Source organism: Macrococcus equipercicus (assembly GCF_004359525.2).
Classification (GTDB): domain Bacteria; phylum Bacillota; class Bacilli; order Staphylococcales; family Staphylococcaceae; genus Macrococcus; species Macrococcus equipercicus.
The window spans coordinates 186,606-211,468 of the sequence record NZ_SCWC02000003.1; the positions used below are offsets into that span (position 1 = coordinate 186,606).

Below are 24,863 nucleotides of genomic sequence, written 5' to 3' on the forward strand. Positions count from 1 at the left end.
CGGACGCTTATCGTTTGTTGAATAATTTCTTGATGTTATTTCTATAGTAATATAGTAATAATATCAGTCCGGCCAGAATAGATAAGGTGATGCCTATTGTCAGCTGGACGAAGTAGTCATCGATGAATTTCTTGATGCGGTACTGCTGGTAATCTTCGTAAGTGACATTAGGAACATCAGTATCTTTTGAGACAAATGAACGTGCGTACTGATAGGTCGCTTTACCATCTTTGAAAATCAGTTTGCCAGTAACGCCTTTTTTGACGACATCATATAAGTCATGATGAATGTACAGTTCTTGATCACCGTTTTTGTAGTAGCCTTTACTGAGTACTTTCTTGTAGCTGTACTTGCTGTATACATCGTCCATAATTGCATTGGCAATTTTATTGCGGTTGAATTCAGCCGGCGGATCATACCAGTCTTCGACACCCATGATCACTTGAATAATGCGCATGCCGTTTCTTCTGCCGGTAATCGTCGTATTAAAGCCTGCCGTGTCGCTTGACCCGGTTTTCAGGCCATCGACACCTTTGTAGCTGAGCTGTGCGCCTTCTAACGAATGGTTGTATGTGGCGAATGTCTCTTCGTCAATCGTCCCTTTTTTGACAGTGACAGTGAGCAGCTTCGTATAGTTCAGTACTTGAGGATATTCATTGACGATATGACGGGCAAGGATTGCATAGTCCCGTGCAGTAGAAATATTGTCATCATCCTCCTGGTAACGCGCCGGCTTGTACTGCAGCAGCAGATTGTTCGGAGGGCCTGCCGGGTTATAGTAATGCGTATTCTTCATACCGAGCTTCGACGCTGTTTTATTCATTAAATCGACAAAGTCAGAATCATCTTTGTGGACTAACGAGGACAGCATGAACGTCGCTGAATTCGATGAAGCGGTGAGCATAATGTGCAGCAGTTCATCAACCGTATAAGTCGCGCCTTTACGGAAATGATTATTGCTCAGCATCGGCAGTGTTGAAATCTCATAAAATTTGTCGTTGACCGTCACTTTAGTGTTTAAATTGAACTTACCGTGGTCCATCGCCTGATAGACGAGGTACAGTGTCATCAGTTTAGACATAGAAGCGGGCGGCCACTTTACATCTGGGTGATCCGAGTAGAGAACCTGCCCATTTTTCGCTGCAATGACTATCGTTCCTTTTGGATTATAGTTTTCGGTCATCGGATAGCCATCTTCATTTGCTATTTCAACAGGCGTTTTAGCGTAAGTGACAGGAGCGAGCAGCAGTTGTCCCGCAAGCAGTAACAGTAATAATTTGGGATAAATAGTTTTCATTGGTCAGCCTCTTATTGTTCAGTAAATGTTATTATTATCTAATAGTAACATAAATGTTTTTAACGTATCATCAATAAAAATGGACAGATTTTGAAAGAAACTATTAAAAGAAAATATTATATGTATATTTCTTTATCATTTATCATTGTAAGCGTTTATTAAATTTTTATTATTCGACTTTCGAGTACTATTTGCCTTCAATACAAAATAATTGTTCGCTTTTTTTAGAAAAAGTATATCCAATTAAACTTTAATAGTGCTATAATCTTTCTACATTCAAAAATTATAAAGGTGGAAATTATGAATCCCTATTTATTGCTTAACGTTTTAGGTATTTTTGTATTTATCCTTATTGCTTATCTGTTTTCAAGAGATAGAAAAAATGTTGACTGGAAATCAGTAGTTATTATGCTGCTTGTCAACTTGCTGCTTGCCTGGTTCTTCACTCAGTTTCCGTGGGGACGTATGGTGGTCAAAGGAGTAGCAGACGGTTTCAGCTGGATGCTTGAAGCAGCTTATGTCGGTGTCGGCATGCCGTTTGGCAGCTGGGTCGCTGACCGGATGAAAATGGACATGGCGGTAGCAGCGTTACTGCCGATTTTATTCATTGTCCCGCTGTTCGATATTTTAATGTATATCGGCGTGCTGCCGTTCATTATCAAGTGGTTCGGCTGGTTGATCGGTAAAATAACCGGACAGCCGAAGTTTGAATCGTTCTTCTCAGTAGAAATGATGGTATTAGGTAACACAGAAGCACTGGCTGTGTCACAGGCGCAGGTCCGTGAAATGAATGCAGCCCGCGTATTGACCATCGCTTTAATGTCTATGAGCTGTATTTCAGGGTCAATTGTCGGGGCGTATGTCACGATGGTACCTGGTGAACTCGTATTGACAGCGATTCCTTTGAACATTATTAACGCGATTATTATTACGACAATTCTTAATCCGATCAAATTGACACCGGAAGAAGATTACATTGTAGAAATTAAACAGGAAAAACGTCAGCCGTTCTTCTCATTTTTAGGAGATTCTGTACTTGGTGCAGGTAAATTGATTTTGATTATCATCGCATTTTTAATTGCTTTTGTAGCGCTTGCTCACTTCATTGATATGTTGTTGTCGCTGCTCGATCGTTTCACGCACGAAAAAGTACGTCTTGCGAATATCCTTGGCTTCTACATGGCACCATTTGCGATGCTGTTAGGTTTACCTTGGAATGAAGCGCAAGTCGTAGGTGGTCATATGGCAACAAAGATCATCACTAATGAGTTCGTTGTTATGCTCGGCATTAAAGATTCATTGAAAACATTCTCGCCGCATATGACAGCTGTTCTTGTGACCTTCCTCATTTCTTTCGCTAACTTCTCAACAGTGGGGATGATTATCGGAACATTGAAAGGGATTGTCGATCAGAAGACGTCTGACTTTATCAGCAAATATGTACCGATGATGCTGCTCTCAGGTATTTTAGTATCATTGTTATCTGCTGCGTTTGTCGGCCTGTTCAGCTGGTAAATTTAAGAGATTTTAAAATAACTGATGTAATTTCGAATGGTAAGTGGTAAAATGTAACTGATAGAGAGATGAAAAAGGAGGCTTTTTCATGAAAACTCGAACGCTTAGAAATTTAAGACGTAAGTTACAACGTGCCCTGCTGCCGAAGAAAAATGTAGCCGCTGAGTAAAACTGGTTCTTTTAGAACCAGTTTTTTTTAATGACAAATATTTTTGTGAATATATTCACAAAAATATTGCTGTGCAGCAGAAAAAGTATTATAATAAATTTGTGAAAAAATTAACAAACTTTTAAGGGGTCGTTATAATGGAGACAATTAAAGGTAACAAAGTCGTTCTTGTCGGCAATGGTGCAGTCGGTTCAAGCTATGCGTTCTCAGTATTAAACCAAGGGATTTGCGATGAGTTCGTCATTATCGATCTGAATGAAGAAAAAGCCCGTGGTGATGTGATGGACTTAAATCATGGCTTGTTATATGCGCCGAGTCCGATGAACATTTACGCAGGAACATATGCTGATTGTCATGATGCTGCTATCGTTGTCTTATGTGCAGGAGCGGCACAGAAACCCGGCGAAACACGTCTGGATTTAGTCAGTAAAAACATGAAAATCTTCAAAGCTATCATCGATGAGATTATGGCTTCCGGCTTTGACGGGATATTTGTTGTCGCTACTAACCCGGTAGATATTCTGACGTATGCGACTTGGAAATTCTCAGGTCTGCCACAGGAGCGGGTCATCGGTTCAGGAACGATTCTTGACACGGCGCGGTTCAGATATTTATTAAGTAAGGAATTTGATGTTGCTCCGTCAAGTGTTCATGCGAATATCATTGGTGAACATGGGGATTCAGAGCTTGCTGTCTGGAGCGGCGCGAATATCGCAGGGATCTCACTTAAGAAGATGCTGGAAGACTATCCGGAGAAAAAAGGGCGCATGGATGATATTTACATCAATGTCCGCGATGCAGCTTATGACATCATTAAAGCAAAAGGTGCAACTTACTACGGCGTCGCGATGGGATTAATGCGCATCACTAAAGCAATACTCGGCAATCAGGACGTTATTCTCACTGTTTCCGCAAAACTTGATGGCCAATACGGACATGAAGATGTTTATATCGGTGTGCCGGCAGTCATTAATAGAAATGGCATTAGACAAATCATAGAGTCTCCTTTATCTGTTGCTGAGCAGCAGCAATTTAATCGTTCTGTCGAGACATTGAAAGCTATTCAGGCGCCATTCTTTAACTGAAATTAAATAAGACTGACATCAAGGTGTTGGCTTTTAGCCGGCACCTTTTTTATAATGGAGAAGTCGAGCGCTTGTCTCAAGCGATTCGTTAGAATGAGAACTTACGTCAAGTGAACGAGAAAGAGGGAGACGATGAATATTTCATTTAAGACAGTCATGATTGTTCTATTAGGCTGTTTTCTATTTTCTGTAGGAGTTAATACATTTATCATTCCTGCCCATCTTGGTGAAGGCGGCGTGACCGGTCTGTCACTCGTGCTGTTATATGCATTTGGCTGGTCACCGGCCTGGACGACACTTGCGATGAACTTAGTGCTCTTGGCAGTCGGCTATAAATTTCTGTCGAAGCGTTCTATGGTACTGACTGTTATTGCCATTATGGCGCTTGCTGTATTTCTGAAACTGACAGAAAGCTGGCAGCTTCATCTGCATGAAGTGCTCGTCAGCACTGTGTTCGGTGGATTTATAGTCGGCATCGGCATCGGACTGATTGTTATCGTCGGCGGGACGACAGCCGGAACAACGATTCTTGCCCGCATCGCTCATAAATATTTGGACGTCAGCACATCTTACGCCCTATTGTTTTTTGACTTGATTGTTGTTGCGATTTCATTGACTGTGATTCCGGTCGAAAAAGCACTGTTAACTGCGCTCGGTCTTTATATCGGCACAAAAGCGATGGATTTCATGATCGAAGGTTTAAATCCTAAGAAGGCCATCACTATCATCTCGCAGAACCCTGAACCGATTGCAAAAATGCTTGATGAAGACATCGGACGAGGCGTGACTTTGCTGAACGGGAAAGGGTATTATACAAAGAGAGAGACCGATGTCTTATACTGTGTCATCAATAAAACACAGCTGACACGTGCTAAACGAATGATCAGAAAAATTGATGCGGATGCTTTTGTCGTTGTCCATGATGTGCGCGATGTATTAGGAAACGGTTTTATACCTGAAGATTAAGGGAGGCAGTTATGAGATTCATTAATTTAGGCAGCAGACAGGACGCAGCTCATTATACAGCAATTGAAATGTTCAAGGAAATACACTATAACCACTGTACATTGCTCGGTCTCGCAACAGGCGGGACAATGGAAGAAGTCTATGCGAAGCTCGTCGAATTACTGACATTGAATCATACGGATATTACATGCCTTGAAACATTTAATCTGGATGAATATTTTATGCTCGATCAGAACGATCCCAACAGCTATATGTCTTATATGAGAGCGCATTTCTTCGACAAAATCGGTATGCAGCAATCACAGTTTCATCTGCCGGATAACGATGGAATTGATGTGGAAGAAGACAATGAAGCATATGACCGTGCCATCAGAGAAAAAGGGCCGCTGCATCTTCAGCTTCTAGGTATCGGAGAGAACGGCCATATCGGCTTTAATGAGCCGGGGACCCCGTTTGACAGCAAAACGCGGCTCGTCGAACTGACAGAGACGACTATTGCCGCTAATTCGCGGTACTTTGACAATGAGGACGATGTACCGACGAAAGCGATATCAATGGGAATCGACACGATTCTTTATTCAAAGCGTATTATTCTCCTGGCCCTTGGAGAGAAGAAAGCAGACATTATGGCGAAGCTGTATGCGATGTCAGCGCCGGATGAGAGTATACCGGCAAGCAGTCTGCTGAATCATCCTAATGTTGAGATAGTGATGGATGATGCAGCCGCCTGTAAGATCGATAGAACAAGTAAATAACATCACAAAACGCCCCGGCAGTTGCCGGGGCGTTTTGTTGATAAGAGACTTCAGCTTATTTCAGCTGCTGTACAAGTGCCTCATTCTTTTCTTTAAACACATCGTTATGACTGGATACTGTTCCTGCCTGTGCGGCTTCCGGATTAATATATTTTTTGGCGAGATTCGCGGCATTGGCTGCATCATGGAAGCAGCCTGCAATCAGCTGGACTTTGCTGGCATGTGATAAAATATCACCGACGGCATACACACCTTCAACATTAGTGGAAGAATCGGCATTGCCTTTAATGTAGAAGCTGTCTTGACGTTCAAGCTTGATGTCACAGTTGTCCAGCATGTCGCATTCCATATGGAACCCGTGATTAATAATGACGTCATCGACAAGCAGTTCAGATTTTTCCCGTGTCCGACAATGTTCAATAATGACCGCATCGATATGGTCTCCAGTTGCCTGCAGTGAACTGATGGAATGGCTCATCACTTTAAAGACACCGCGCTCGTCGAGCTTACGCACCATTTCCTCGTGTCCTTTAAAGTCATCCTGCCGGCAGAGAATATGCACGCTGCGTGCCAGCGCAGCAATCTCATACGCCCAGTCGACTGCTGCATTACCGCCGCCGGAAATCAGCACGCGCTTGTTCTCAAAGCGCTTTAACGACGGTACAACATAATGCAGGTTATTGACTTCATAGCGTTCGCAGCCTTCAATAGCCAGCTTCATCGGTGAAATAATGCCGCTGCCGACTGCGATGATGACTGCTTTAGAATAGAAGCTTGTGGTTTCAGTCACCACTTCAAAATGCTGGTCGCTGTGCTTGATGATGTTGACGACTTTTTCGTTGACATTGACTTCCGGATTGAAAGTCAGGCCCTGGCTGATCATTTCGCTGACAATCATGGCAGCAGGCTTCGGTGCAACGCCTCCGATGTCCCATATAAACTTCTCGGGATAGAGGTTGACCTTGCCGCCCAGCTTGTCGTGATGTTCAATGATGCGCACCGTCATGCCGCGCAAACCGGAATAAAAAGCTGCGTAAAGACCAGCCGGACCGCCGCCGATCACAGTAACATCCAATATATCGCTCATAGGAGCAGCTCCTTTAATAGTAAGTTATCTTGATTTGATATATATTATACTATAAAATGAAGGCATTGATAATGATTATCATTTATAAAATTGTGAAAGAAGGCTATTTATGGGGAGACTGCAGGGGAATCATATTACGGTAAGCTATGATGACCATGATATTATTAAAGATTTGAGTGTTGATATCGCCGACCACAAAATCACATCGATTATCGGTCCGAACGGCTGTGGTAAGTCGACTTTATTAAAGGCACTGGCCCGTATTATTAATGTCAAGAACGGGCAAGTGCTGCTGGACGGTGTGAATATACATACATCTTCAACGAAAGAAGTCGCAAGAAAAATTGCTATTCTGCCGCAGTCACCTGCCGTTGCGGATGGTCTTACCGTCAGTGAACTGGTCAGTTACGGCCGCTTCCCCTATCAGAAGGGATTCGGACGTCTGACAAAAGAAGATAAAGAGATGATTGACTGGGCTCTGCATGCGACAGGGACGTATGAATTCAGGAATCGTCCGGTCAACGGACTGAGCGGCGGACAGAGACAGCGCGTCTGGATAGCCATGGCACTGGCCCAGGAAACAGAGATTATTTTTCTGGATGAACCGACGACTTATCTTGATATCTCTCATCAGCTGGAAATTCTCGAACTCGTTCAATCATTGAATGAAGAGCGCGGCACTACGATTATTATGGTACTGCACGACATCAATCAGGCCATCAGATTCTCAGATCATATCATTGCGATGAAAAAAGGCCGCATTGTCACACAAGGTGCAACAACCGATGTCTTAACTCATGCAGTGCTGGAAGAAGTCTTTAACATCAATGCTGAACTGAGTACAGACCCAAGGACGGGGAAACCGATGCTTGTCACTTATGATTTGCTGTGTAAGCATTATACGAGAATTTAAGGAGCCCGTCATGAAATTATTTAATAATAAACTATCGATTGAACTGCAGGGTGTAATGCTGCTCGCTGTGCTCCTCATCCTGCTGATTGTTTCATTCTGCCTCGGCGTCGAGAACTATTCTTTAAAGGAAGTTTATGACGCTTTATTTAATTACCGTAACATTGAAAGTTACAATATCATTAGAGATATTCGTATTCCCCGGGAAATAGCAGCTGTACTGGTCGGGATGGCACTGGCATGCAGCGGTGCCATCATGCAGGGTGTGACGAAAAATGCATTGGCTGATCCATCACTTCTCGGTTTGAACGCCGGTGCATCAATGGTTATCAGTATACTGCTTGCATTCAACACGGGAGCAGGTTTCCTTGCACTGATGAGCGCTGGATTTATCGGAGCAGTTATCGGAGGTACAGCTGTCATACTGATCGGCATGTCACGCCGCGGCGGATTCAATACGATGCGCATCATACTCGCAGGTGCTGCTGTATCGGCGTTATTAACTGCACTCGCTGATGGGATCGCCCTGTTCTTTAAGATTAATCAGAGCATCACTTTCTTTATCGCAGGAGGCGTCGCCGGCACAACATGGCAGCAACTCCTGTATGCAGCACCGGTCATTATCTTTGTCTTAATCATCACGACATTAAGTGCCAGACAGCTGACTGCTCTAAGTCTCGGAGAAGAGATGGCTCAAGGACTTGGTGTCAATACCGGAGTCATTCGGACCGTGTTTTCGGTGTTGACCATGATACTTTCAGGTGTCGCTGTAGCACTCGTCGGCTCTCTGGCATTCGTCGGACTGATGGTCCCCCACATTGCACGGATGATTGTCGGGACGGATTATCGTCTTGTTCTTCCATTTTCTGCGCTGCTCGGCGGTATATTCATCGTTACTGCTGATATGATTGCACGGATGAGCGGAGAAAATCCGCTCGGTGCAGTTGTGTCATTAGTTGGCGTTCCATTCTTCATCTACCTTGTAAGAAAGGATGGCAGAATTCTATGAGTGAAGCACACAAACGCCAGACTATCATATTGATAGCACTTTTAATTCTACTGCTCGGTGTAATGGCGCTGAGCATGACGACAGGCGACTTCAAGATGAGTTTCACCGAATTTTTCAGAACGCTTTTCGGTATGGGCAGTCAGACGGAACAGATGATTCTCTATGAATTCCGGATGCCGCGCCTGCTTGTCACTTTATTAAGCGGTGCTGCACTGGCACTGAGCGGCGCGCTGCTGCAGAGTATCACTAAAAATCCGCTGGCAGATCCCGGTATTATCGGTATTAATGCCGGCAGTGGTTTTACAATGGTGCTGCTGATTATGTTTATTCCAGTAGACAGCAGCACATTTGTCTATGTATTACCGCTCTTCAGTCTGCTCGGCGGTATATTAACGGCCTTATTGATCTTTACGCTGAGCTATAAGCACGGGGAAGGTATCAACCCAGTCCGCATGGTGCTGATTGGTGTCGGACTTGCCGCTGCTTTAAGTGGGGCCTCTATTATGATGACGACAACATTCAATAAAGACCAGGTTGAGTTTGTTTCCACTTGGTTTGCCGGAAACATCTGGGGGGACACGTGGCCCTTTGTGGTGCTGCTCGGTCTTATCGTCATCATCTGCCTGCCTGCAATATTCATGCGGGCAAATGTACTGAATATCCTCAATACACATGATCATATATCCCGTGGTGTCGGCATTCATGTCGCCCGGGAGAATATAGTGCTCGTGCTGCTGTCGGTACTGCTCAGTTCAAGTGCAGTCGCTGTAAGCGGCGGTATCGGTTTTATCGGGCTGCTCGGTCCTCATATCGCAAAGAGCATGGTCGGACCAAGGCATCAGCTGTTTATGCCGCTTGCCCTGCTGATTGGTGCGATACTGCTGGCGCTGGCTGATACGCTTGGCCGAATGCTGCTGCAGCCGGAAGGTATTCCTGCAGGTATTATCGTCAGTATTATTGGAGCACCTTATTTCCTGTACTTAATGGGTAAGAAGACGCAGTTTTAATCATACAAAAAAGCAACTCGGCTGAAGAACAGCTGAGTTGCTTTTTATATAGCAGACTAAAGTTCACTTGCTTTACTTAACCATGGCACTCTTTGTTTCACCAGATAGCTGATATAGAGCAGGCCGAGCATGACTAAACCGATAATCGTAATAATAGTAAGTGAAGTCGTGTAAGGAACATTTCCTTCAAAACCAAATATAGATTCTCGCAGCGCCTTGATGACATAGGTCATCGGTGAGAAGACATGCATGGTCTGGAAGAACTTGTTCGTCAACTGTATCGGAAACGTCCCTTCACTTGAACCGAGCTGCAGAATCAGCACAATGATAGCGAGGAACTTGCCGATGTTACTGAACGCCGCAGTCAGGAAGCAGACGATAAACATCGCTGTCAGCGACCAGATGACGAGTGTCAGCGTAAAGTGCAGCGTATGCTCGATCTTAATATTGATGACAAATATGGTGAATAAGGCGAGCAGCAGTCCTTGCAGCAGTCCGTAGAGGGCAATCAGCAGAGATTTGCTTGCCCACCAGCTTATGCTGCGTCTATAGGCGCCGACACGTTTATCAACTGGATAAATGGAAACAAATGCAATGGCACCGACGTACAGGCTTAAACTCAGCACATAAGGCGCGAAGCTCTGACCGTAGTTCGCTACTTTAGTCACATCGTTCTCTGTGATTTTCACAGGGTCACTGATACTTTTCGCGTTGCTTTCCTGGAATGAACGGGCACTGAGCTGCTGCAAGCTGCTATCAAGCTGCGATGTCATTTTGTCTGTGTTTGATGATAATGACGCTAAACCTGAAGTAATCTGCTGTGAGCTTTGCGCAAGCTGCAGCACACTCTGGTTCTGCGGAGAAGGAAGTGCTGCCTGCAGACCCTCTGTAACCCGCGTGCTGCCTGCAGCTAGGTCTTGTTCACCTTGACTCGTTTTCTTTAAGTTCGCTGATAATTTTTTTGAGTTCTCCTCCATGGCATTAACGGACTGGAAAATTTTCTTCAAATAAAGTTCACGAATGGCAAGCGAGACGTTATCTTTGACAGCCTGCGCACTTTTATCACCGATACTTTGTCCTGAGTAACTGTAGCCCGGATTTTTCTTGACGATAATTTGGACTTGCTTCGGTTTCTTTTCAAGCATTGTTCCCGCATCTTTCGAAAAGTCTTTCGGTAGACGGATGACGGCGAAGTATTTTCCTGCTGTAATACCGGCTGATGCTTTTCGGCGGTCGACAAACTGCCAGTTGAAATTATCGTTTTGCTTTAACTTGGCGACAACACGGTCTCCTAAATTTTCTTTCCTGCCTTGTATAGCTGCGCCTGCATCTTCATTGACGACAGCAATCGGCAGGTCCTTTGTCTGACCATAAGGATCCCACATGGAATAAATGAAGACAGCACTGTAAATAATCGGTAAAAATAATAACACAATCAGCGCGGCCAATAGAAATTTTTTGCTGAAAATATACTTGAAATCTTTAAGCATTGGAAAACCACCCTTTTAAGCCCTAAGTTATTTTTTACCAGAAGTGATGTAAATTGATTTGATTATTATGAAAGACTTTGTTGTAATAAATAACGTATGACGAGTAACGGAAAAATATTTTAATTCAGCACTGTGCTTCTCTGTGACTTATATTAACGCAAACAGCGGGTTGATATCCAATACTACCTGTCGTTTTTAAAAATATAAGTAAAATAAGCGAATGTCATTAGTTGAATGAGTAATTGTTACTTTAAACGTGTTAATTGTCTTTGGAGAGGGAATAGAATGAAAAAATGATGGAGTGATGACATGGAAATTCATCCGTTAGTGACATCCTATCAGCAGTTTATAACTAATCGGTCGAATCATAAAATCGGTATTATCGGACAGCCCGATGCCGGAAAAAGCAGCTTGATCAATGCCTTGAACAATAATAACACCGCCCATACATCCGTGCATACTGATGCGACACTTCAAACTAAAGAATATGCTTTTGATACATACGGTATTCTCGTCGACTTTCCAGGAGTCGGTACAGAGGAAGTCAGCACCGGCTATTATAAAAAATTGATTCAGCAGAGTGGTATTAACCATTTTGTCTATGTCTTTGAAAGTAAAATAAAAGAAGCGGACATCGAACTAATCAAGTATCTTGCCAAAAATGATAAAGAACTCATACTTATTTATAATAAAACAGACGCGTTAGTGGACATTACTAATCATGACACAGTAGAAGAGCTGAAACGCGATAAAAATACAGAGCTCAAAGTGACATTGAAGCCTTATATTAAAAAGCCGGTGTCCTATATATTTGTCAGCACGCTCACTCAGGAAGGTCTTGACACTTTGAGGCAGACCATAACGGAAATCTTCCAAGCGCAGCAGCAGGATTATAAGGAAAAATATGCAGCTGATGATATGCTCGAAAGCTATTTGAACTATAAGGCGCATTCACTGCTGCCGAAACTGTTTACACCAAGCTTCAAAGAAGTCGTTATGAAAAAGAACTACCAGTCACTTGAACGGACCATCCTCAATCATTTTAAAATACAGGAGGATGATGTGCTGGATTATAAGAAGGAATGGCCAACCATTCAAGAGCATATCGCTAAGTTTGACCATCCTGAAGTTAAAGAGAAAGTCTCCGGCCTGAAAGAGCTGGCGAAAATTGCCCAGCTGCTGCGGACGGTGTTTAAATTAAAAACGTTGAACCCGGTATCAACAGGGCTGGGCGCCCTGTTTGAAGCAGGAGTCGTCAATGCCTTCCCGACGATTCAAGGCTTGACCAACTATATAAGTGAAATTAAGGACATTGCAAGAAAGATTCTTGAAGCCTCACAGGAAGCTGAGTAATCAGCTTCTTTTTTATTGCATAAAAAAGGTATTTCGTGTCAAGCCTCGGCTAATCGTTTGCACAATTGATTAATCCATAGCTTAATAGTCGCTTTAAATGACTGATGCAACTTCAATGCAATCGTTTGCAAAAAGTTGTTGACAGTCTAAAAATCGTCATGATAATATGAAAGTTTCATTGAAAACGCTTTCTAAAAAATAATACTCAAAGGGGATAAAGAGAATGAGAAAACAATCAAGTCTGATGTTAGTGTTCGTCTTGTTATTTGCAACTGTTCTCGCAGCTTGTGGTAACTCAGGTTCGGGCGGCGGCACAGCTTCAAAAAATGGCGGTAAAGATGCAGTCACAATTAACGTCTTCCAGTTCAAAGTGGAATTCAAAAAGCAATTTGAAGCAATGGCTCAAAAATATATGGATAAACATCCTAACGTCAAAATCAACATTGAAACAGTCGGAGGCGGTAATGACTACGGTCAGGCACTGAAGGCAAAGATCGCTTCTAAAAATGAACCGGATATTTTCAACATCGGCGGACCTGAAGACTTAAAACAGCATGCCAGCCGTTTAGCGGACTTATCAGATATGAAAGCGACTAAAAATGTAATCGATGAAGCATTGCTGGCACCGGTTCAAAAAGATGGAAAAACATACGGTATTCCAATGAACCAGGAAGGTTACGGCCTGATCTACAATAAAGAAATCTTCAAAAAAGCAGGCGTTAAAGCAGAAGATATTAAAACGCTTGATGATTTAGAAAAAGTTACGAAGAAAATTGATTCTCAAAAAGACAAACTTGGCTTAAGCGGTGTCTTCGCTTTACCAGGTAAAGAAAAATGGGTGTTAAGTGATCACGGCGCAAGCATGTTCCTCGCATCTGACTTCGATAACGACATTAAAAAAGCAGCAGAAGCTAAAACATTACCATTCACACATAAAGATTTATTCAAGCAGTATTTAGATATTCAGAACAAATACTCTAAACAACCTGTTGCATCACTTGATTATTCTCAGCAAGTAGAAGAATTATTCTCTACTGGTAAAGTAGCAATGATTCAGCAAGGTAACTGGGCTTATCCGACTATCGCTGATGTGAATCCGGAGTTAGCTGATAAAGTAGGACTGATTGCAGTGCCGACAGATTCAAAAGAATTGACTATTCCAGTAGGGGTTGCTAATAACTGGGCAGTTAACAAAAAAGCTGATGAAAAAGTTCAAAAAGCAGCAAAAGAATTCTTAGACTGGTTATACACATCTGATGAAGGTAAAAATATTGTCATGGAAGACTTCAAGTTCATTCCAGCTTATAAAGGCTACGATTCATCTAAAATTGCTGATCCACTATCAAAAGAAATCTACAAATATTCTCAAGAAGGTAAAACAACTGCATGGGTATTCAAAGGTTATCCGACTGGATACACTGATGATGCATTAGGTGCGTATTTGCAGGATTACTTAACAGGTAAATTGTCATTTGACGAAGCGATCAAAAAATCTCAGGATGCCTGGGCAAAAGCACGTAAATAATAGTTAAGGGGATTAGACATTCGAATATTTAAGAATGTCTGTCCCCTTTTTTAAAAAAAAGAGGTGTAATACAGTGAAGACAAAAAGTTTAGCGTTCTGGTTAATGCTTGCGCCGGTGCTTGTCGCTTTATTCATGGTTATTATTATTCCGTTTCTTTACGGAATTTATTATTCATTTACAAACTGGAACGGCGATACGACAATCGTCCCTGACTTTATAGGATTTCAGAACTACTTAAATCTATTTAAAGATGACAGCTTCAAAAATGCACTCTGGTTTACATTCAAATATTCGATTGCCGCGGTTATTATTATTAATTTAATTGGCCTCGGACTTGCCTTGCTTGTCACAAGTAAAATTAAATCAAGAAATGTATTAAGAACAGTATTCTTTATGCCGAACTTGATCGGTGGATTAATTCTTGGTTTCATCTGGCAGTTCATTTTCACAAAAGTTTTTGCAACTATCGGCGAAGCTATCGGTTCTGAATGGATGCAGGGCTGGCTGAGCGATACAACGACAGGTTTCTGGGGTATGGTCATTTTGTCAACTTGGCAGATGGCAGGCTATATCATGATTATTTATATCGCATATCTTGAGAATGTGCCGGAAGATTTACTGGAAGCAGCTGAAATTGATGGCGCGAATACATGGCAGAAATTTAAAAACATCACATTCCCGCTTGTTGCACCAGCTTTCACGGTCAGCATGTTCCTGACATTATCGGGGGCATTTAAAGTATATGACCAGAACTTATCATTAACTAATGGTGGCCCAGGTAACTCAACAAAAATGGTCGCAATGGATATTGTTGATACGGCATTCAAGATGAACTTGATGGGTTCTGCTCAGGCTAAAGCCGTCGTCTTCTTCCTTATTGTCATGCTGATCAGTTTAATACAAGTTTACTACAACAAAAAAAGAGAGGTGGAGATGTAATGAAGAGTAAATGGCTGTTATTAGAAATCATTGGTCTAGTGATTGGTCTGCTCTGGCTGTCGCCTTTTTATTTGATGATCGTCAATGCGTTTAAAACGAAACTTCAAATATTCGAAGATACTTTAGGACTGCCGAAAGAACGGTCATTCCAAAACTTCCTGGATGCCTTTGACCAGTTAAACTTTATGCAGACGTTTTTGAACTCAGTGATAGTTACTGTACTGAGTGTGGCACTCATTATTATTTTCTCCAGTATGGCGGCCTATGCACTAAGCCGGAACAAAGGGAAAATGTCCAACTTGATTTTCTTCCTGTTTGTTGCAGCAATGCTGATTCCGTTCCAGTCAGTCATGATTCCGCTCGTTAAAATTTTCGGGGATTTAGAAAGTTTGAACCGTTGGGGACTTATTTTCATGTACTTAGGTTTCGGTGCCAGCCTGTCAATCTTCCTTTATCATGGTTCACTGCAAGGGATTTCAAAGTCACTTGATGAAGCAGCGATGATTGATGGTGCAAGTAAATGGCAGATCTACTGGCATGTGATCTTCCCGCTTCTTAAGCCGATTTCTGTGACAGTCGGTATTTTGAATGTCATCTGGATCTGGAATGACTTCCTGCTGCCGCAGCTCGTACTCGGACCTGGACAGGAAACAATTCCACTTAAACTATTCTTATTCTTTGGTCAATATACAAAGCAATGGCATTTAGCACTTGCGGGCTTAACCATTTCCATCATTCCAGTCATCATCGGATACTTCTTTGCACAAAAGCAGATTATTAAAGGTGTTTCTGAAGGTGCGGTTAAGTAGGTGAAAATATGATTACAATCAAAGATGTGGCGAAGCGTGCCGATGTGGCGCCGTCCACTGTATCAAGAGTTATCAGCAATCATCCGGCTATCAGCGAGAAGACTCGGGACAAAGTCCGCCGGGTGATGGATGAGATGGGTTATATGCCCAATGTCTCAGCAAGACGTCTAGTGACGAAGCAGTCCAATACTATCGGTCTGCTGCTGAAGACTGCTTCCAAAGAAATGACGCAGAATCCATTTTTCACGGATGTGTTAATGAGTATTTCTAAAGTATGTAAGGACAATCATTATTCAACTGTTGTCTCTACAAGTATGAATGAACAGGAACTGCTCAGTGAAGTGAGCGAGCTGGTCAACAGCAACGCGGTGGACGGCTTTATTCTGCTGTATTCCAAAAGTAATGATCCGGTTGTCAGCTACTTACAGTCCATTAACTTTCCTTTCGTCATTCTCGGTAAAAAACTGAGTCCATTATCTAATGAAATATATATTGATAATGACAATGTCATGGCGGCTTATCAGCTGACCGATTACATGATTAATCTCGGCCATAAAAACATTGTATTCATCGCAGAAAATTCTACGTACGCGGTGAATGAAGACCGCGTTCTAGGTTACAGCCGTGCTTGTCAGCAGGCGGGTCTTATGCCGGAAGTATTTGAAGGAGCGGCCGGCACTGAAGAAGTAAGCGGCATTATTGCAGAGATTAAAACGATGCTACCCCGGCCGACGGCGATTATTACTTCAGACAGTATGATGAACTTGAATGTACTGAGCGAACTTTATCAGCAGCAGCTGAGGATACCTGATGATATACAGACAGCAACATTCAATGATTCTTATTTCAATGAATCAGCCTGCCCGCCGCAGACAGTGGTCAATATTTATCCTGAATCGCTGGGGGCGGAAGCGGGTAGTAGTTTAATAGAATATTTGAATCATCCTGAGATGATTAAACGCAGCATTATTATCCCGACATCAATTATTGAACGTTCATCGACTAAACCATTAAAGGAGCGAGTGCTGTGAAAGTAACGGTATGGAATGAATATAGACACGAGAAAGAATCAGCGATTGTCAGCAACATATATCCGGAAGGCATTCATCAGCAAATAGCATCATTTATTGAAGGCGCGGACGTCGCGACGGCGACGTTAGATGAGCCGGAACACGGCTTGTCTGAAGAAGTGCTCAATAATACGGATGTCTTGATCTGGTGGGGTCATAAAGCACACGATGAAGTACAGGATATAATCGTTGACCGTGTCCAGCAGCGGGTGCTTGAAGGAATGGGACTTATTGTTCTCCATTCCGGTCATTTCTCTAAGATCTTCAAACGACTGATGGGGACAGGCTGTGACTTAAAGTGGCGTGAAGCAGATGACAAAGAGCGTATCTGGACTGTAATGCCGGGCCATCCGATCGCTGAAGGTCTGCCAGAGTTCTTTGAACTGCCTAAAGAGGAGATGTACGGTGAGCACTTCGATATTCCTGCACCTGAAGAACTAGTATTCATCAGCTGGTTTGAAGGCGGCGAAGTATTCCGTTCAGGTGCGACATTTAAGCGCGGAAACGGTAAGATATTCTACTTCCGGCCAGGTCACGAAACATATCCGACGTATTATGACAGCAATGTCCAGCGCGTCATCAATAATGCCGTACAGTGGGCGAAGCCTAGTACAAACGGCTATCCGACATACGGCAATTATCAACCACTGGAATCTATTTCAGAAAAGGAGTAGCATCATGACTATCAAAGTAGGAATTATCGGCTGCGGCAGCATCGCTGTCCATCGTCACATCCCTGAATATCAGGAAAATGACACTGCTGAAATCGTCGCATTCTGCGACATCAACAAGCAGCGCAGCGATGAACTGGCACAAACATACGGCGGCACAAGCTACAGTGATTACAATGAATTGCTGGCAGATGACACCGTTGAAGCGGTGAGCATTTGTACACCGAACTATCTGCACGCTGAGATGACGATTGCTGCATTGAATGCCGGCAAACATGTGTTATGCGAAAAACCGATGGCAACGTCACTTGATGACGCTGACAAGATGATCGTTGCAGCAGAAAAAAGCGGCGCTAAACTGATGATCAGTCACAATCAGCGGCTGAATGAAGCGCATCAAGCGGCAAAACAGGATGTTGCTGCCGGAAAGCTCGGTAAAATCTATTCATTTAAGACGACATTCGGTCATCCGGGTCCGGAAGGCTGGAGCGTTGACGGGCCGGACAGCTGGTTCTTCGACAAAAAGCGCGCATTTATCGGGGCGATGGGTGACCTCGGTGTGCATAAAGCGGACTTAATGCGCTATATTCTCGGTGAGGAATTCAAGGAAGTCGGCGCGATGATTGAAACGTCAGCGAAAGCGAAGGCAACTGTCGATGATAATGCGGTCTTAATCCTGAAATCCACAGGTGGCATTATCGGTACACTGAGTGCTTCATGGGCTTACAATGGTGAAGAAGATAACAGCACAGTGCTGTACGGCGAAAAAGGTGTGCTCAAATTGAATGCAGACCCTGACTACAGCTACATCTTTATCGGCGCAGATGGTGAAGTCGACAAGCAGCAGCTCGGTGAGATGCAGACGAACGATGAAGACGGTCAAGTGAACTCACATACGATCGATGCTTTCATTCAGTCAATCATAGAAGATACAGTACCTATTTGTGACGGTGAAGAAGGCAGGGCATCACTGAACATTATTTTAAAAGCTATCGAAGCAGCAGAAACAAATACTATTACTAGATTTTAAGGAGCAGACATCATGACTAAAGTCAGAATCGGCATTGTGGGCGTGGGTGGTATCGCGACAGAGCGTCACATCCCAGCCTTCAGAGAATTTGATAATGTGGCTATCACTTGTGTTCATGACATTAATGTAGAACGTGCGATGGTTGTCGCCAATCAGTTCGGCATCCCGCATGTCGCAAAAAAATTCGAGGAAATGCTCGACCATGTAGATGCGGTCGTTATTACGACACCTAATAAATTCCACGCACCCTTTGCGATCGAAGCTTTAAATCATGATAAATCGGTCCTGTGCGAGAAACCGATGGCACTGACGACAGAAGAATGTGATGCGATGATCGCCGCTGAGCAGAAGAGTAAAGGCAAGCTTCATATTGCTTACCATTATCGTTTTATGAAAGAAGCAATCGCTGCCAAAAAAATCATCGATAAAGGCATCATCGGTGAGCCGCTTGTTATCCGCATTAAAGCGATGCGGCGGCGTAAAGTCCCTGGCTGGGGCGTCTTTACGAACAAAGAGCTGCAGGGCGGCGGTGCATTGATTGACTATGGCTGTCATCTGCTCGACCTTGCGATGTGGCTCGTCGGCAGCAGAAAGCCGGTCGAAGTGTCCGCGCAGACTTATAATCAGCTGAGCCGCATGCCGAATCCGGTCAATGAATGGGGGGCATTTAACCCTGAAACATTTGAAGTCGATGATCATGTGACAGCATTCATCAGATTTGAGAACAATATCACGATGCTGTTTGAAACAAGCTGGGCTGCCAATGTCGAAAGTGATGAAGAGCACATCAGTATATCTGGCACTAAAGGTGGTCTCAATGTCTTTGAAATGAAAGTCAATCAGGCGGATGATACATTGATGACAACACTGAATATCGACTATATTCAAGTGGAGCATCCATTTGAATATTTACAGACCGAAAACTTTATTTCATCGATTCTCTACCATACGCCGCTGCGCGTGAAATCGACGGAAGCCCGGGAAGTGTCTCGGATTATTGAAGCGGTGTATTTAAGTGCATCAAACAAAAAGGCCATTTTAATCTAGGAGGATGTACGATGAAATTAGGAGTGTTTAATCCTTTGTTCAATGATAAATCATTTGAGGAGATGCTTGATTACGTGCAGCAGTCAGGCGTTGAAGCAGTTGAAGTCGGAACAGGGTGTTACCCGGGCAGCAGTCATATTGATGTTGACGAGCTGCTTAAAAGCGAACGTGCGAGAGAGACGTACCAGCAGGCATTCGCTGAAAGAGGTCTGTTCATCTCATCATTCAGCTGTCATGGTAACCCGATCTCACCGGAAGCAGCATTCAGAGAAGAATCGGATACGGTGTTACGTAAGACGATTCAGCTTGCCGGCTTGATGGACGTCCCTGTCGTGAACTGTTTCAGCGGCACAGCGGGTGATTCAGAAGAAGCGGTGCTGCCTAACTGGCCGGTCGTTCCGTGGCCGACTGAATACAAGGATAGTTATGACTGGCAGTGGGAAGAGAAGCTGATTCCATACTGGCAGGACATCGCAGAACTTGCGAAGACGCATGACGTAAAAATCGGCCTTGAACTGCACGGAGGATTTCTCGTCCATTCTCCTTACACATTGCTGAAACTAAGAGCAGCGACGAACGAATATATCGGCGCTAATCTGGACCCGAGCCATTTATGGTGGCAGGGCATTGACCCGGTCGCGGCCATCAAAATACTCGGTGAACAGCACGCCATCCATCATTTTCATGCGAAAGATACATATATTGACCAGGATAATGTCAATATGTACGGTTTACTGGATATGCAGCCTTATAGTAATGTCAAGACAAGAAGCTGGACATTCAGAAGCGTCGGCTGCGGTCATGACTTAAAAGACTGGACAGCGATGATGAGTGCCTTAAGGACTTATGACTATGATTATGTCGTCAGCATTGAGCATGAAGATCCGCTGATGTCGATAGAAGAAGGATTCCAGACAGCTGTGCGCAATTTAAAGCAAGTTATCATTAAACAGACACCGACCGATATGTGGTGGGTATAAGGAGGAATTACAATGGCAGAGCTGCGATTAGATCACATTAAAAAGACTTACGAAGGTGGCAACACAGTAGTCAAAGACTTCAACCTTCACATTCACGACAAAGAATTCATCGTATTTGTCGGCCCGTCAGGCTGCGGTAAATCAACAACGCTCAGAATGATTGCGGGTCTTGAAGATATTACAGCAGGTGACTTCACGATAGACGGCGTGCGCATGAACGATGTTGCCCCTAAAAACCGCGATATCGCTATGGTTTTCCAGAACTATGCACTGTATCCTCATATGACGGTATATGACAATATGGCATTCGGTCTGAAATTACGCAAAACACCGAAAGCAGACATTAAACGCCGCGTAGAAGAAGCAGCACAAATTTTAGGACTGACTGAATATTTGCAGCGTAAACCAAAAGCATTATCCGGTGGTCAGCGTCAGCGTGTGGCGTTAGGACGTGCGATTGTCCGGGAAGCGAAAGTCTTCTTGATGGATGAACCATTGTCAAACCTGGATGCCAAGCTTCGCGTGCAAATGCGTGCTGAAATTTCGAAATTACATAACCGTCTGCAGACAACGACTATTTATGTAACCCATGACCAGACAGAAGCACTGACGATGGCGACACGTATCGTTGTGCTGAAAGACGGCGATATTATGCAGGTAGGGACACCGAAAGAAGTCTATGATTTCCCGGATAATATTTTTGTCGCCGAGTTTATCGGTTCGCCGCCGATGAATATTTTCACCGGAAAGTTAACGGAAAAATCAATCCGTATCGGTAATTATGAGTTTGATATACCGGAAGCGATCATGCGCTCACTGAAGAATAAAGGCTACGCCGGCAAGGAAGTTAAGTTCGGCATCCGTCCGGAAGACATTCATGATGAGCCGGTCTTTATCCAGTCGTATGAAAATGCATCGTTCGAAACGAAAGTGACGGTCAGCGAGCTGCTCGGTTCAGAAGTCATGGTCTATTCCATGTTCGAAGGCCAGGAGTTTATTTCCAAGCTGGATGCACGTAATGACTTTAAAGCAGGCGATATTGTCCGCCTGGCGATGGATATGAATAAAGCGCATTTCTTCGATACAGAAACAGGAGAACGTATCCGTAACGCAGCAGAAGAAAGACGCCGTCAGGAAGGTGCACTTAACGAGACTGCAGCGCTATAATCACGGTGTAAGTGCATATTATTGTATTGAACTAAAAAAGCTGTTAACATGCGTCATGTTAACAGCTTTATTTATCTCTAACTGGAGGAACTGGAAAATGAAACGCATTTGGTGGAAAGAAGCGGTGTGCTATCAAGTATATCCGCGCAGCTTTCAAGATTCGAACGGTGACGGTATCGGTGATATCAACGGTCTGACAGAAAAACTTGATTACTTGAAGGAACTTGGGATTGACGTTATCTGGCTGAGTCCGGTCTATGATTCGCCGAACGATGATAACGGCTATGATATTCGTGACTATCAGAAGATTATGAGAGATTTTGGTTCAATGGAGGACTTTGACCGTCTGCTGCTTGAAGTACACGAGCGCGGTATGAAATTGATTATGGATCTTGTGGTGAATCATACAAGTGATGAGCATCCATGGTTTATCGAATCAAGGCATTCAAAGGAAGATCCTAAGCGGGACTGGTATATATGGAAAGACGGCAAGAACGGCCGTGAGCCGAATAACTGGGCCAGTATTTTTGAAGGGTCAGCATGGGAATACGATGCGACGACAAATCAGTACTATATGCATGTATTCAGTCGTAAACAGCCTGACTTGAACTGGGAAAACAGAGAGATGCGCCATGCGGTCTATAATATGATCAACTGGTGGCTGGAAAAAGGAATCGACGGTTTCAGAATTGATGCTATCAGTCATATTAAAAAGACGTTCTCTAAAGGGGATCTGCCGAATCCGGATGCACTGAACTATGTTGAATCATTTGAAGGTCATATGAACCAGCCCGGCATCCATGAGTTTCTGAAAGAAATGAAAGAAGCGACGTTTGATAACTATGATATTATGACCGTCGGTGAAGCGAATGGCGTGACGACAGAAGACGCTGATCTATGGGTCGGTGAAAAAAACGGCAAGTTTGATATGGTCTTTCAATTTGAGCATTTGAACTTATGGAATCATGATGTGGGTACCGGCTTTGATATTCTCGGCTATAAGCAGGTGCTGGCAGAATGGCAGAAAGGTCTGGAGAATGTAGGGTGGAATGCACTCTTCATTGAAAACCATGATCGTCCCCGTGTGCCTTCTACATGGGGAGATGACAAAGTATACTGGTACGAAAGTGCGACCAGTCATGCGGCCGTGTATTTCCTGCAGCAGGGAACACCGTTTATTTATCAAGGTCAGGAGATCGGAATGACAAATTATCCGTTCAAGGATATTTCTGAGTTCAACGATGTTCATGCGAAGAATATTTATAACAATGAACTCGTCAATGGTATGCCGAAAGCTAAGATTATCGAGATGCTGCAGCGTATCAGCCGTGATAACGCGCGCACACCGATGCAGTGGGATGACACAGAACATGCAGGGTTTACAACCGGCAGACCGTGGTTGAAAGTCAACCCGAATTACGTTGATATCAACGTCGAAAAACAATTGCATGATGACCAGTCGATTTACAGCTTCTATAAGAAAATGATTAAGTTCAAAAAAGAGAATTTAATCATGACGTATGGCATATTCGACCTTGTCTATGCGAATCACCCGGATGTGTTCGCTTATACGCGGACGTTAGGTGATGAGCAGGTGCTTGTCATCGGCAATCTTGCTGATATTGAAGTGAAACTCGATAGCAGTGAAGGATTTTATTTTGACCCTGAGAAGATCGTGCTGAATAATTACAAGCTTCAGGAATCAGCATCAGATGAAATTATTTTGAAACCTTACGAGGCACGTGTATATCATTTAGCATAAGCTGAAGCAGCATTTTGAGCTCTTTTATATAATATTTACAAAACCCTCACTGCGATATAAAGATGAGGATTGGTAATTATAATGGACGCCCTGGATTTCCGGGGTGTTTTTTTGATGGGAATTTGTCTGTTTCTTTTGTTTTAAGGGAAAATTACTTACAATGGAAGATGAGGTGAAGGATATGCTATTAAAATGGGACCACATCATTCATTATATAAAGAATCTTGAGGATTTTGAGTTTCCGGATGAACTGCTCTTGCTGCAGCCGGGCGGCAGACATGAAGCATTAGGGACATATAATCAACTCAGCTACTTTGACTTAAGCTATGTTGAATTCATCGATGTCTTTGACGAGTCATTAGTGAAGCAGGCGGCTGTTGATAGCAAGGAGCGGTTAAGTTTTGCGGCAACTCTTGAGCGTACGCATTATAAGGAAGGGTTTAAGCGACTCTGTTTTCGTACCGATGATATTAATGCGCTAAAAGATCACTTTGTGTCATGCGGACGTGAAGTGATCGGGCCGAACAAGATGACGCGGACTAAGCCGGATGGGCAGGTCATCAGCTGGCAGCTGCTCTATATCGATGATAACAGCGTCCGTGAGCTGCCGTTTTTCATTCAGTGGGATGAATCAGATGAAGACAGAGAACAAGCGCTCATTTCTTTGTTCCAGCCGTTGACTGTCAAAGAGATAGCGCTTGTTTCAAAAGACAAGGAACGAACGATTACGGAATGGCAGGATTTATTCGGGGCGACTTATGACGGACATGCGTTAACGCTGCCCGGCAGCCCGGCATTCACCATTACAGCAGGTGACTTTGACGGCATACGCTCTATCACGATAGCGTCAGCGGACGCAGACGTAAATGAAGTAACTGTTCACGGGGCGACTTATTTATTCACTTAATAGACGTAGTGATATACACGCATAACTAATAGCGACGCATGGTATAATGCAATGAGAAGGGCAATCAAAATAAATATCATGTTCATTTTCGAAGGCTTCACAATGAGAAAGAGAATCGAAATGATAAGCGTCAGACCGACTGCCACTACGCTGATATCGAGATGATAAATAGCCTGGCGCGTCTGAAAGAGAAAAATGAGCACTATGTTAACAACCATAAGTACTGCCAGCAAAATATTTTTGAACATCATATACCTCTCTTACATGTATTTTGTCATCATTATAACAAAAATAGCCAGACGATTATAGTTG

General features: G+C 43.5%; 23 protein-coding genes. 19 read left to right on the forward strand and 4 right to left on the reverse strand.

From position 1 onward, the window contains the following. Nucleotides 1–7: 7 nt before the first annotated feature. On the reverse strand, nucleotides 8–1,297 hold the full coding sequence (locus ERX35_RS06075) for a DUF1958 domain-containing protein (RefSeq protein WP_149459034.1): 1,290 nt from the start codon (nucleotides 1,295–1,297) through the stop codon (nucleotides 8–10). Between the two features lie 300 nt (nucleotides 1,298–1,597). Between ERX35_RS06075 and ERX35_RS06080 the strand changes: the two genes are divergently transcribed. The 4 genes from ERX35_RS06080 (at nucleotide 1,598) to ERX35_RS06095 (ending at nucleotide 5,787) form a co-directional block, all read left to right on the forward strand. Next, nucleotides 1,598–2,812: a NupC/NupG family nucleoside CNT transporter gene (locus ERX35_RS06080; protein ID WP_149459035.1), complete on the forward strand. Its 1,215-nt coding sequence runs from the start codon at nucleotides 1,598–1,600 to the stop codon at nucleotides 2,810–2,812. 306 nt (nucleotides 2,813–3,118) lie between these two features. Beyond that, nucleotides 3,119–4,066, forward strand: coding sequence for an L-lactate dehydrogenase (locus ERX35_RS06085; RefSeq protein WP_149459036.1), 948 nt, complete (start codon nucleotides 3,119–3,121; stop codon nucleotides 4,064–4,066). 132 nt (nucleotides 4,067–4,198) lie between these two features. After that, entirely contained in the window at nucleotides 4,199–5,032 is an 834-nt protein-coding gene (locus ERX35_RS06090) for a YitT family protein (RefSeq protein ID WP_149459037.1), read from the forward strand. Nucleotides 5,033–5,043: 11 nt separating this feature from the next. Next, complete coding sequence (locus tag ERX35_RS06095; protein ID WP_149459038.1) at nucleotides 5,044–5,787, forward strand: glucosamine-6-phosphate deaminase; 744 nt, start codon at nucleotides 5,044–5,046, stop codon at nucleotides 5,785–5,787. A 55-nt stretch (nucleotides 5,788–5,842) separates the two neighbouring features. On the opposite strand, the gene ERX35_RS06100 is transcribed toward ERX35_RS06095, so the two are convergent. Continuing rightward, the gene (locus ERX35_RS06100; protein ID WP_149459039.1) at nucleotides 5,843–6,874 is read right to left on the reverse strand and encodes an NAD(P)/FAD-dependent oxidoreductase; all 1,032 of its coding nucleotides are present in this window, start codon (nucleotides 6,872–6,874) and stop codon (nucleotides 5,843–5,845) included. Nucleotides 6,875–6,983: 109 nt separating this feature from the next. On the opposite strand from ERX35_RS06100, the gene ERX35_RS06105 reads away from it, so the two are divergent. Genes ERX35_RS06105 through ERX35_RS06115 form a run of 3 tightly spaced genes read left to right on the forward strand, consistent with a single transcriptional unit; the run spans nucleotide 6,984 to nucleotide 9,800 of the window. After that, nucleotides 6,984–7,787, forward strand: coding sequence for an ABC transporter ATP-binding protein (locus ERX35_RS06105; RefSeq protein ID WP_149459040.1), 804 nt, complete (start codon nucleotides 6,984–6,986; stop codon nucleotides 7,785–7,787). A 10-nt stretch (nucleotides 7,788–7,797) separates the two neighbouring features. Then, complete coding sequence (locus tag ERX35_RS06110; protein WP_149459041.1) at nucleotides 7,798–8,793, forward strand: FecCD family ABC transporter permease; 996 nt, start codon at nucleotides 7,798–7,800, stop codon at nucleotides 8,791–8,793. Next, nucleotides 8,790–9,800 carry a FecCD family ABC transporter permease gene (locus ERX35_RS06115; RefSeq protein ID WP_149459042.1) on the forward strand — a complete coding sequence of 337 codons (1,011 nt, stop codon included), beginning with the start codon at nucleotides 8,790–8,792 and terminating at the stop codon, nucleotides 9,798–9,800. The genes ERX35_RS06110 and ERX35_RS06115 overlap by 4 nt, the downstream gene beginning before the upstream one ends. Before the next feature lie 56 nt (nucleotides 9,801–9,856). Here the strand turns inward: ERX35_RS06115 and ERX35_RS06120 are convergent, their stop codons facing one another. Then, nucleotides 9,857–11,290: a YhgE/Pip domain-containing protein gene (locus ERX35_RS06120; RefSeq protein WP_149459043.1), complete on the reverse strand. Its 1,434-nt coding sequence runs from the start codon at nucleotides 11,288–11,290 to the stop codon at nucleotides 9,857–9,859. Nucleotides 11,291–11,599: 309 nt separating this feature from the next. Between ERX35_RS06120 and ERX35_RS06125 the strand changes: the two genes are divergently transcribed. The 12 genes from ERX35_RS06125 to ERX35_RS06180 all read left to right on the forward strand — a co-directional run bounded on the left by ERX35_RS06125 (nucleotide 11,600) and on the right by ERX35_RS06180 (nucleotide 24,551). Beyond that, a complete protein-coding gene (locus ERX35_RS06125; RefSeq protein ID WP_149459044.1) occupies nucleotides 11,600–12,643 on the forward strand; it encodes a GTPase domain-containing protein in 1,044 nt (347 codons plus the stop codon). Between the two features lie 223 nt (nucleotides 12,644–12,866). Beyond that, nucleotides 12,867–14,168 (forward strand): ABC transporter substrate-binding protein, encoded by a 1,302-nt coding sequence (locus tag ERX35_RS06130; RefSeq protein WP_149459045.1) that lies wholly within the window; start codon nucleotides 12,867–12,869, stop codon nucleotides 14,166–14,168. A gap of 73 nt (nucleotides 14,169–14,241) precedes the next feature. Further along, nucleotides 14,242–15,108 carry a carbohydrate ABC transporter permease gene (locus ERX35_RS06135; RefSeq protein WP_149459046.1) on the forward strand — a complete coding sequence of 289 codons (867 nt, stop codon included), beginning with the start codon at nucleotides 14,242–14,244 and terminating at the stop codon, nucleotides 15,106–15,108. After that, nucleotides 15,108–15,917 carry a carbohydrate ABC transporter permease gene (locus ERX35_RS06140; RefSeq protein WP_149459047.1) on the forward strand — a complete coding sequence of 270 codons (810 nt, stop codon included), beginning with the start codon at nucleotides 15,108–15,110 and terminating at the stop codon, nucleotides 15,915–15,917. Before ERX35_RS06135 ends, ERX35_RS06140 begins: the two co-directional genes overlap by 1 nt. 8 nt (nucleotides 15,918–15,925) lie before the next feature. Next, nucleotides 15,926–16,948 (forward strand): LacI family DNA-binding transcriptional regulator, encoded by a 1,023-nt coding sequence (locus ERX35_RS06145; RefSeq protein ID WP_149459048.1) that lies wholly within the window; start codon nucleotides 15,926–15,928, stop codon nucleotides 16,946–16,948. After that, on the forward strand, nucleotides 16,945–17,661 hold the full coding sequence (locus tag ERX35_RS06150; protein ID WP_149459049.1) for a ThuA domain-containing protein: 717 nt from the start codon (nucleotides 16,945–16,947) through the stop codon (nucleotides 17,659–17,661). Before ERX35_RS06145 ends, ERX35_RS06150 begins: the two co-directional genes overlap by 4 nt. A 1-nt stretch (nucleotide 17,662) precedes the next feature. After that, nucleotides 17,663–18,688, forward strand: a complete 1,026-nt coding sequence (locus tag ERX35_RS06155; RefSeq protein ID WP_149459110.1) for a Gfo/Idh/MocA family protein — start codon at nucleotides 17,663–17,665, stop codon at nucleotides 18,686–18,688. A gap of 12 nt (nucleotides 18,689–18,700) precedes the next feature. After that, entirely contained in the window at nucleotides 18,701–19,735 is a 1,035-nt protein-coding gene (locus tag ERX35_RS06160; protein ID WP_149459050.1) for a Gfo/Idh/MocA family protein, read from the forward strand. An 11-nt stretch (nucleotides 19,736–19,746) separates the two neighbouring features. After that, nucleotides 19,747–20,715 (forward strand): sugar phosphate isomerase/epimerase family protein, encoded by a 969-nt coding sequence (locus ERX35_RS06165; RefSeq protein ID WP_149459051.1) that lies wholly within the window; start codon nucleotides 19,747–19,749, stop codon nucleotides 20,713–20,715. 12 nt (nucleotides 20,716–20,727) lie between these two features. Beyond that, nucleotides 20,728–21,882 carry an ABC transporter ATP-binding protein gene (locus ERX35_RS06170; RefSeq protein WP_149459052.1) on the forward strand — a complete coding sequence of 385 codons (1,155 nt, stop codon included), beginning with the start codon at nucleotides 20,728–20,730 and terminating at the stop codon, nucleotides 21,880–21,882. 97 nt (nucleotides 21,883–21,979) lie between these two features. After that, on the forward strand, nucleotides 21,980–23,644 hold the full coding sequence (locus ERX35_RS06175) for a glycoside hydrolase family 13 protein (protein WP_149459053.1): 1,665 nt from the start codon (nucleotides 21,980–21,982) through the stop codon (nucleotides 23,642–23,644). 181 nt (nucleotides 23,645–23,825) lie between these two features. After that, a complete protein-coding gene (locus ERX35_RS06180; RefSeq protein WP_170234566.1) occupies nucleotides 23,826–24,551 on the forward strand; it encodes a VOC family protein in 726 nt (241 codons plus the stop codon). On the opposite strand, the gene ERX35_RS06185 is transcribed toward ERX35_RS06180, so the two are convergent. Further along, nucleotides 24,548–24,799, reverse strand: coding sequence for a hypothetical protein (locus ERX35_RS06185; RefSeq protein WP_149459055.1), 252 nt, complete (start codon nucleotides 24,797–24,799; stop codon nucleotides 24,548–24,550). The genes ERX35_RS06180 and ERX35_RS06185 overlap by 4 nt on opposite strands. Nucleotides 24,800–24,863: the final 64 nt, after the last annotated feature.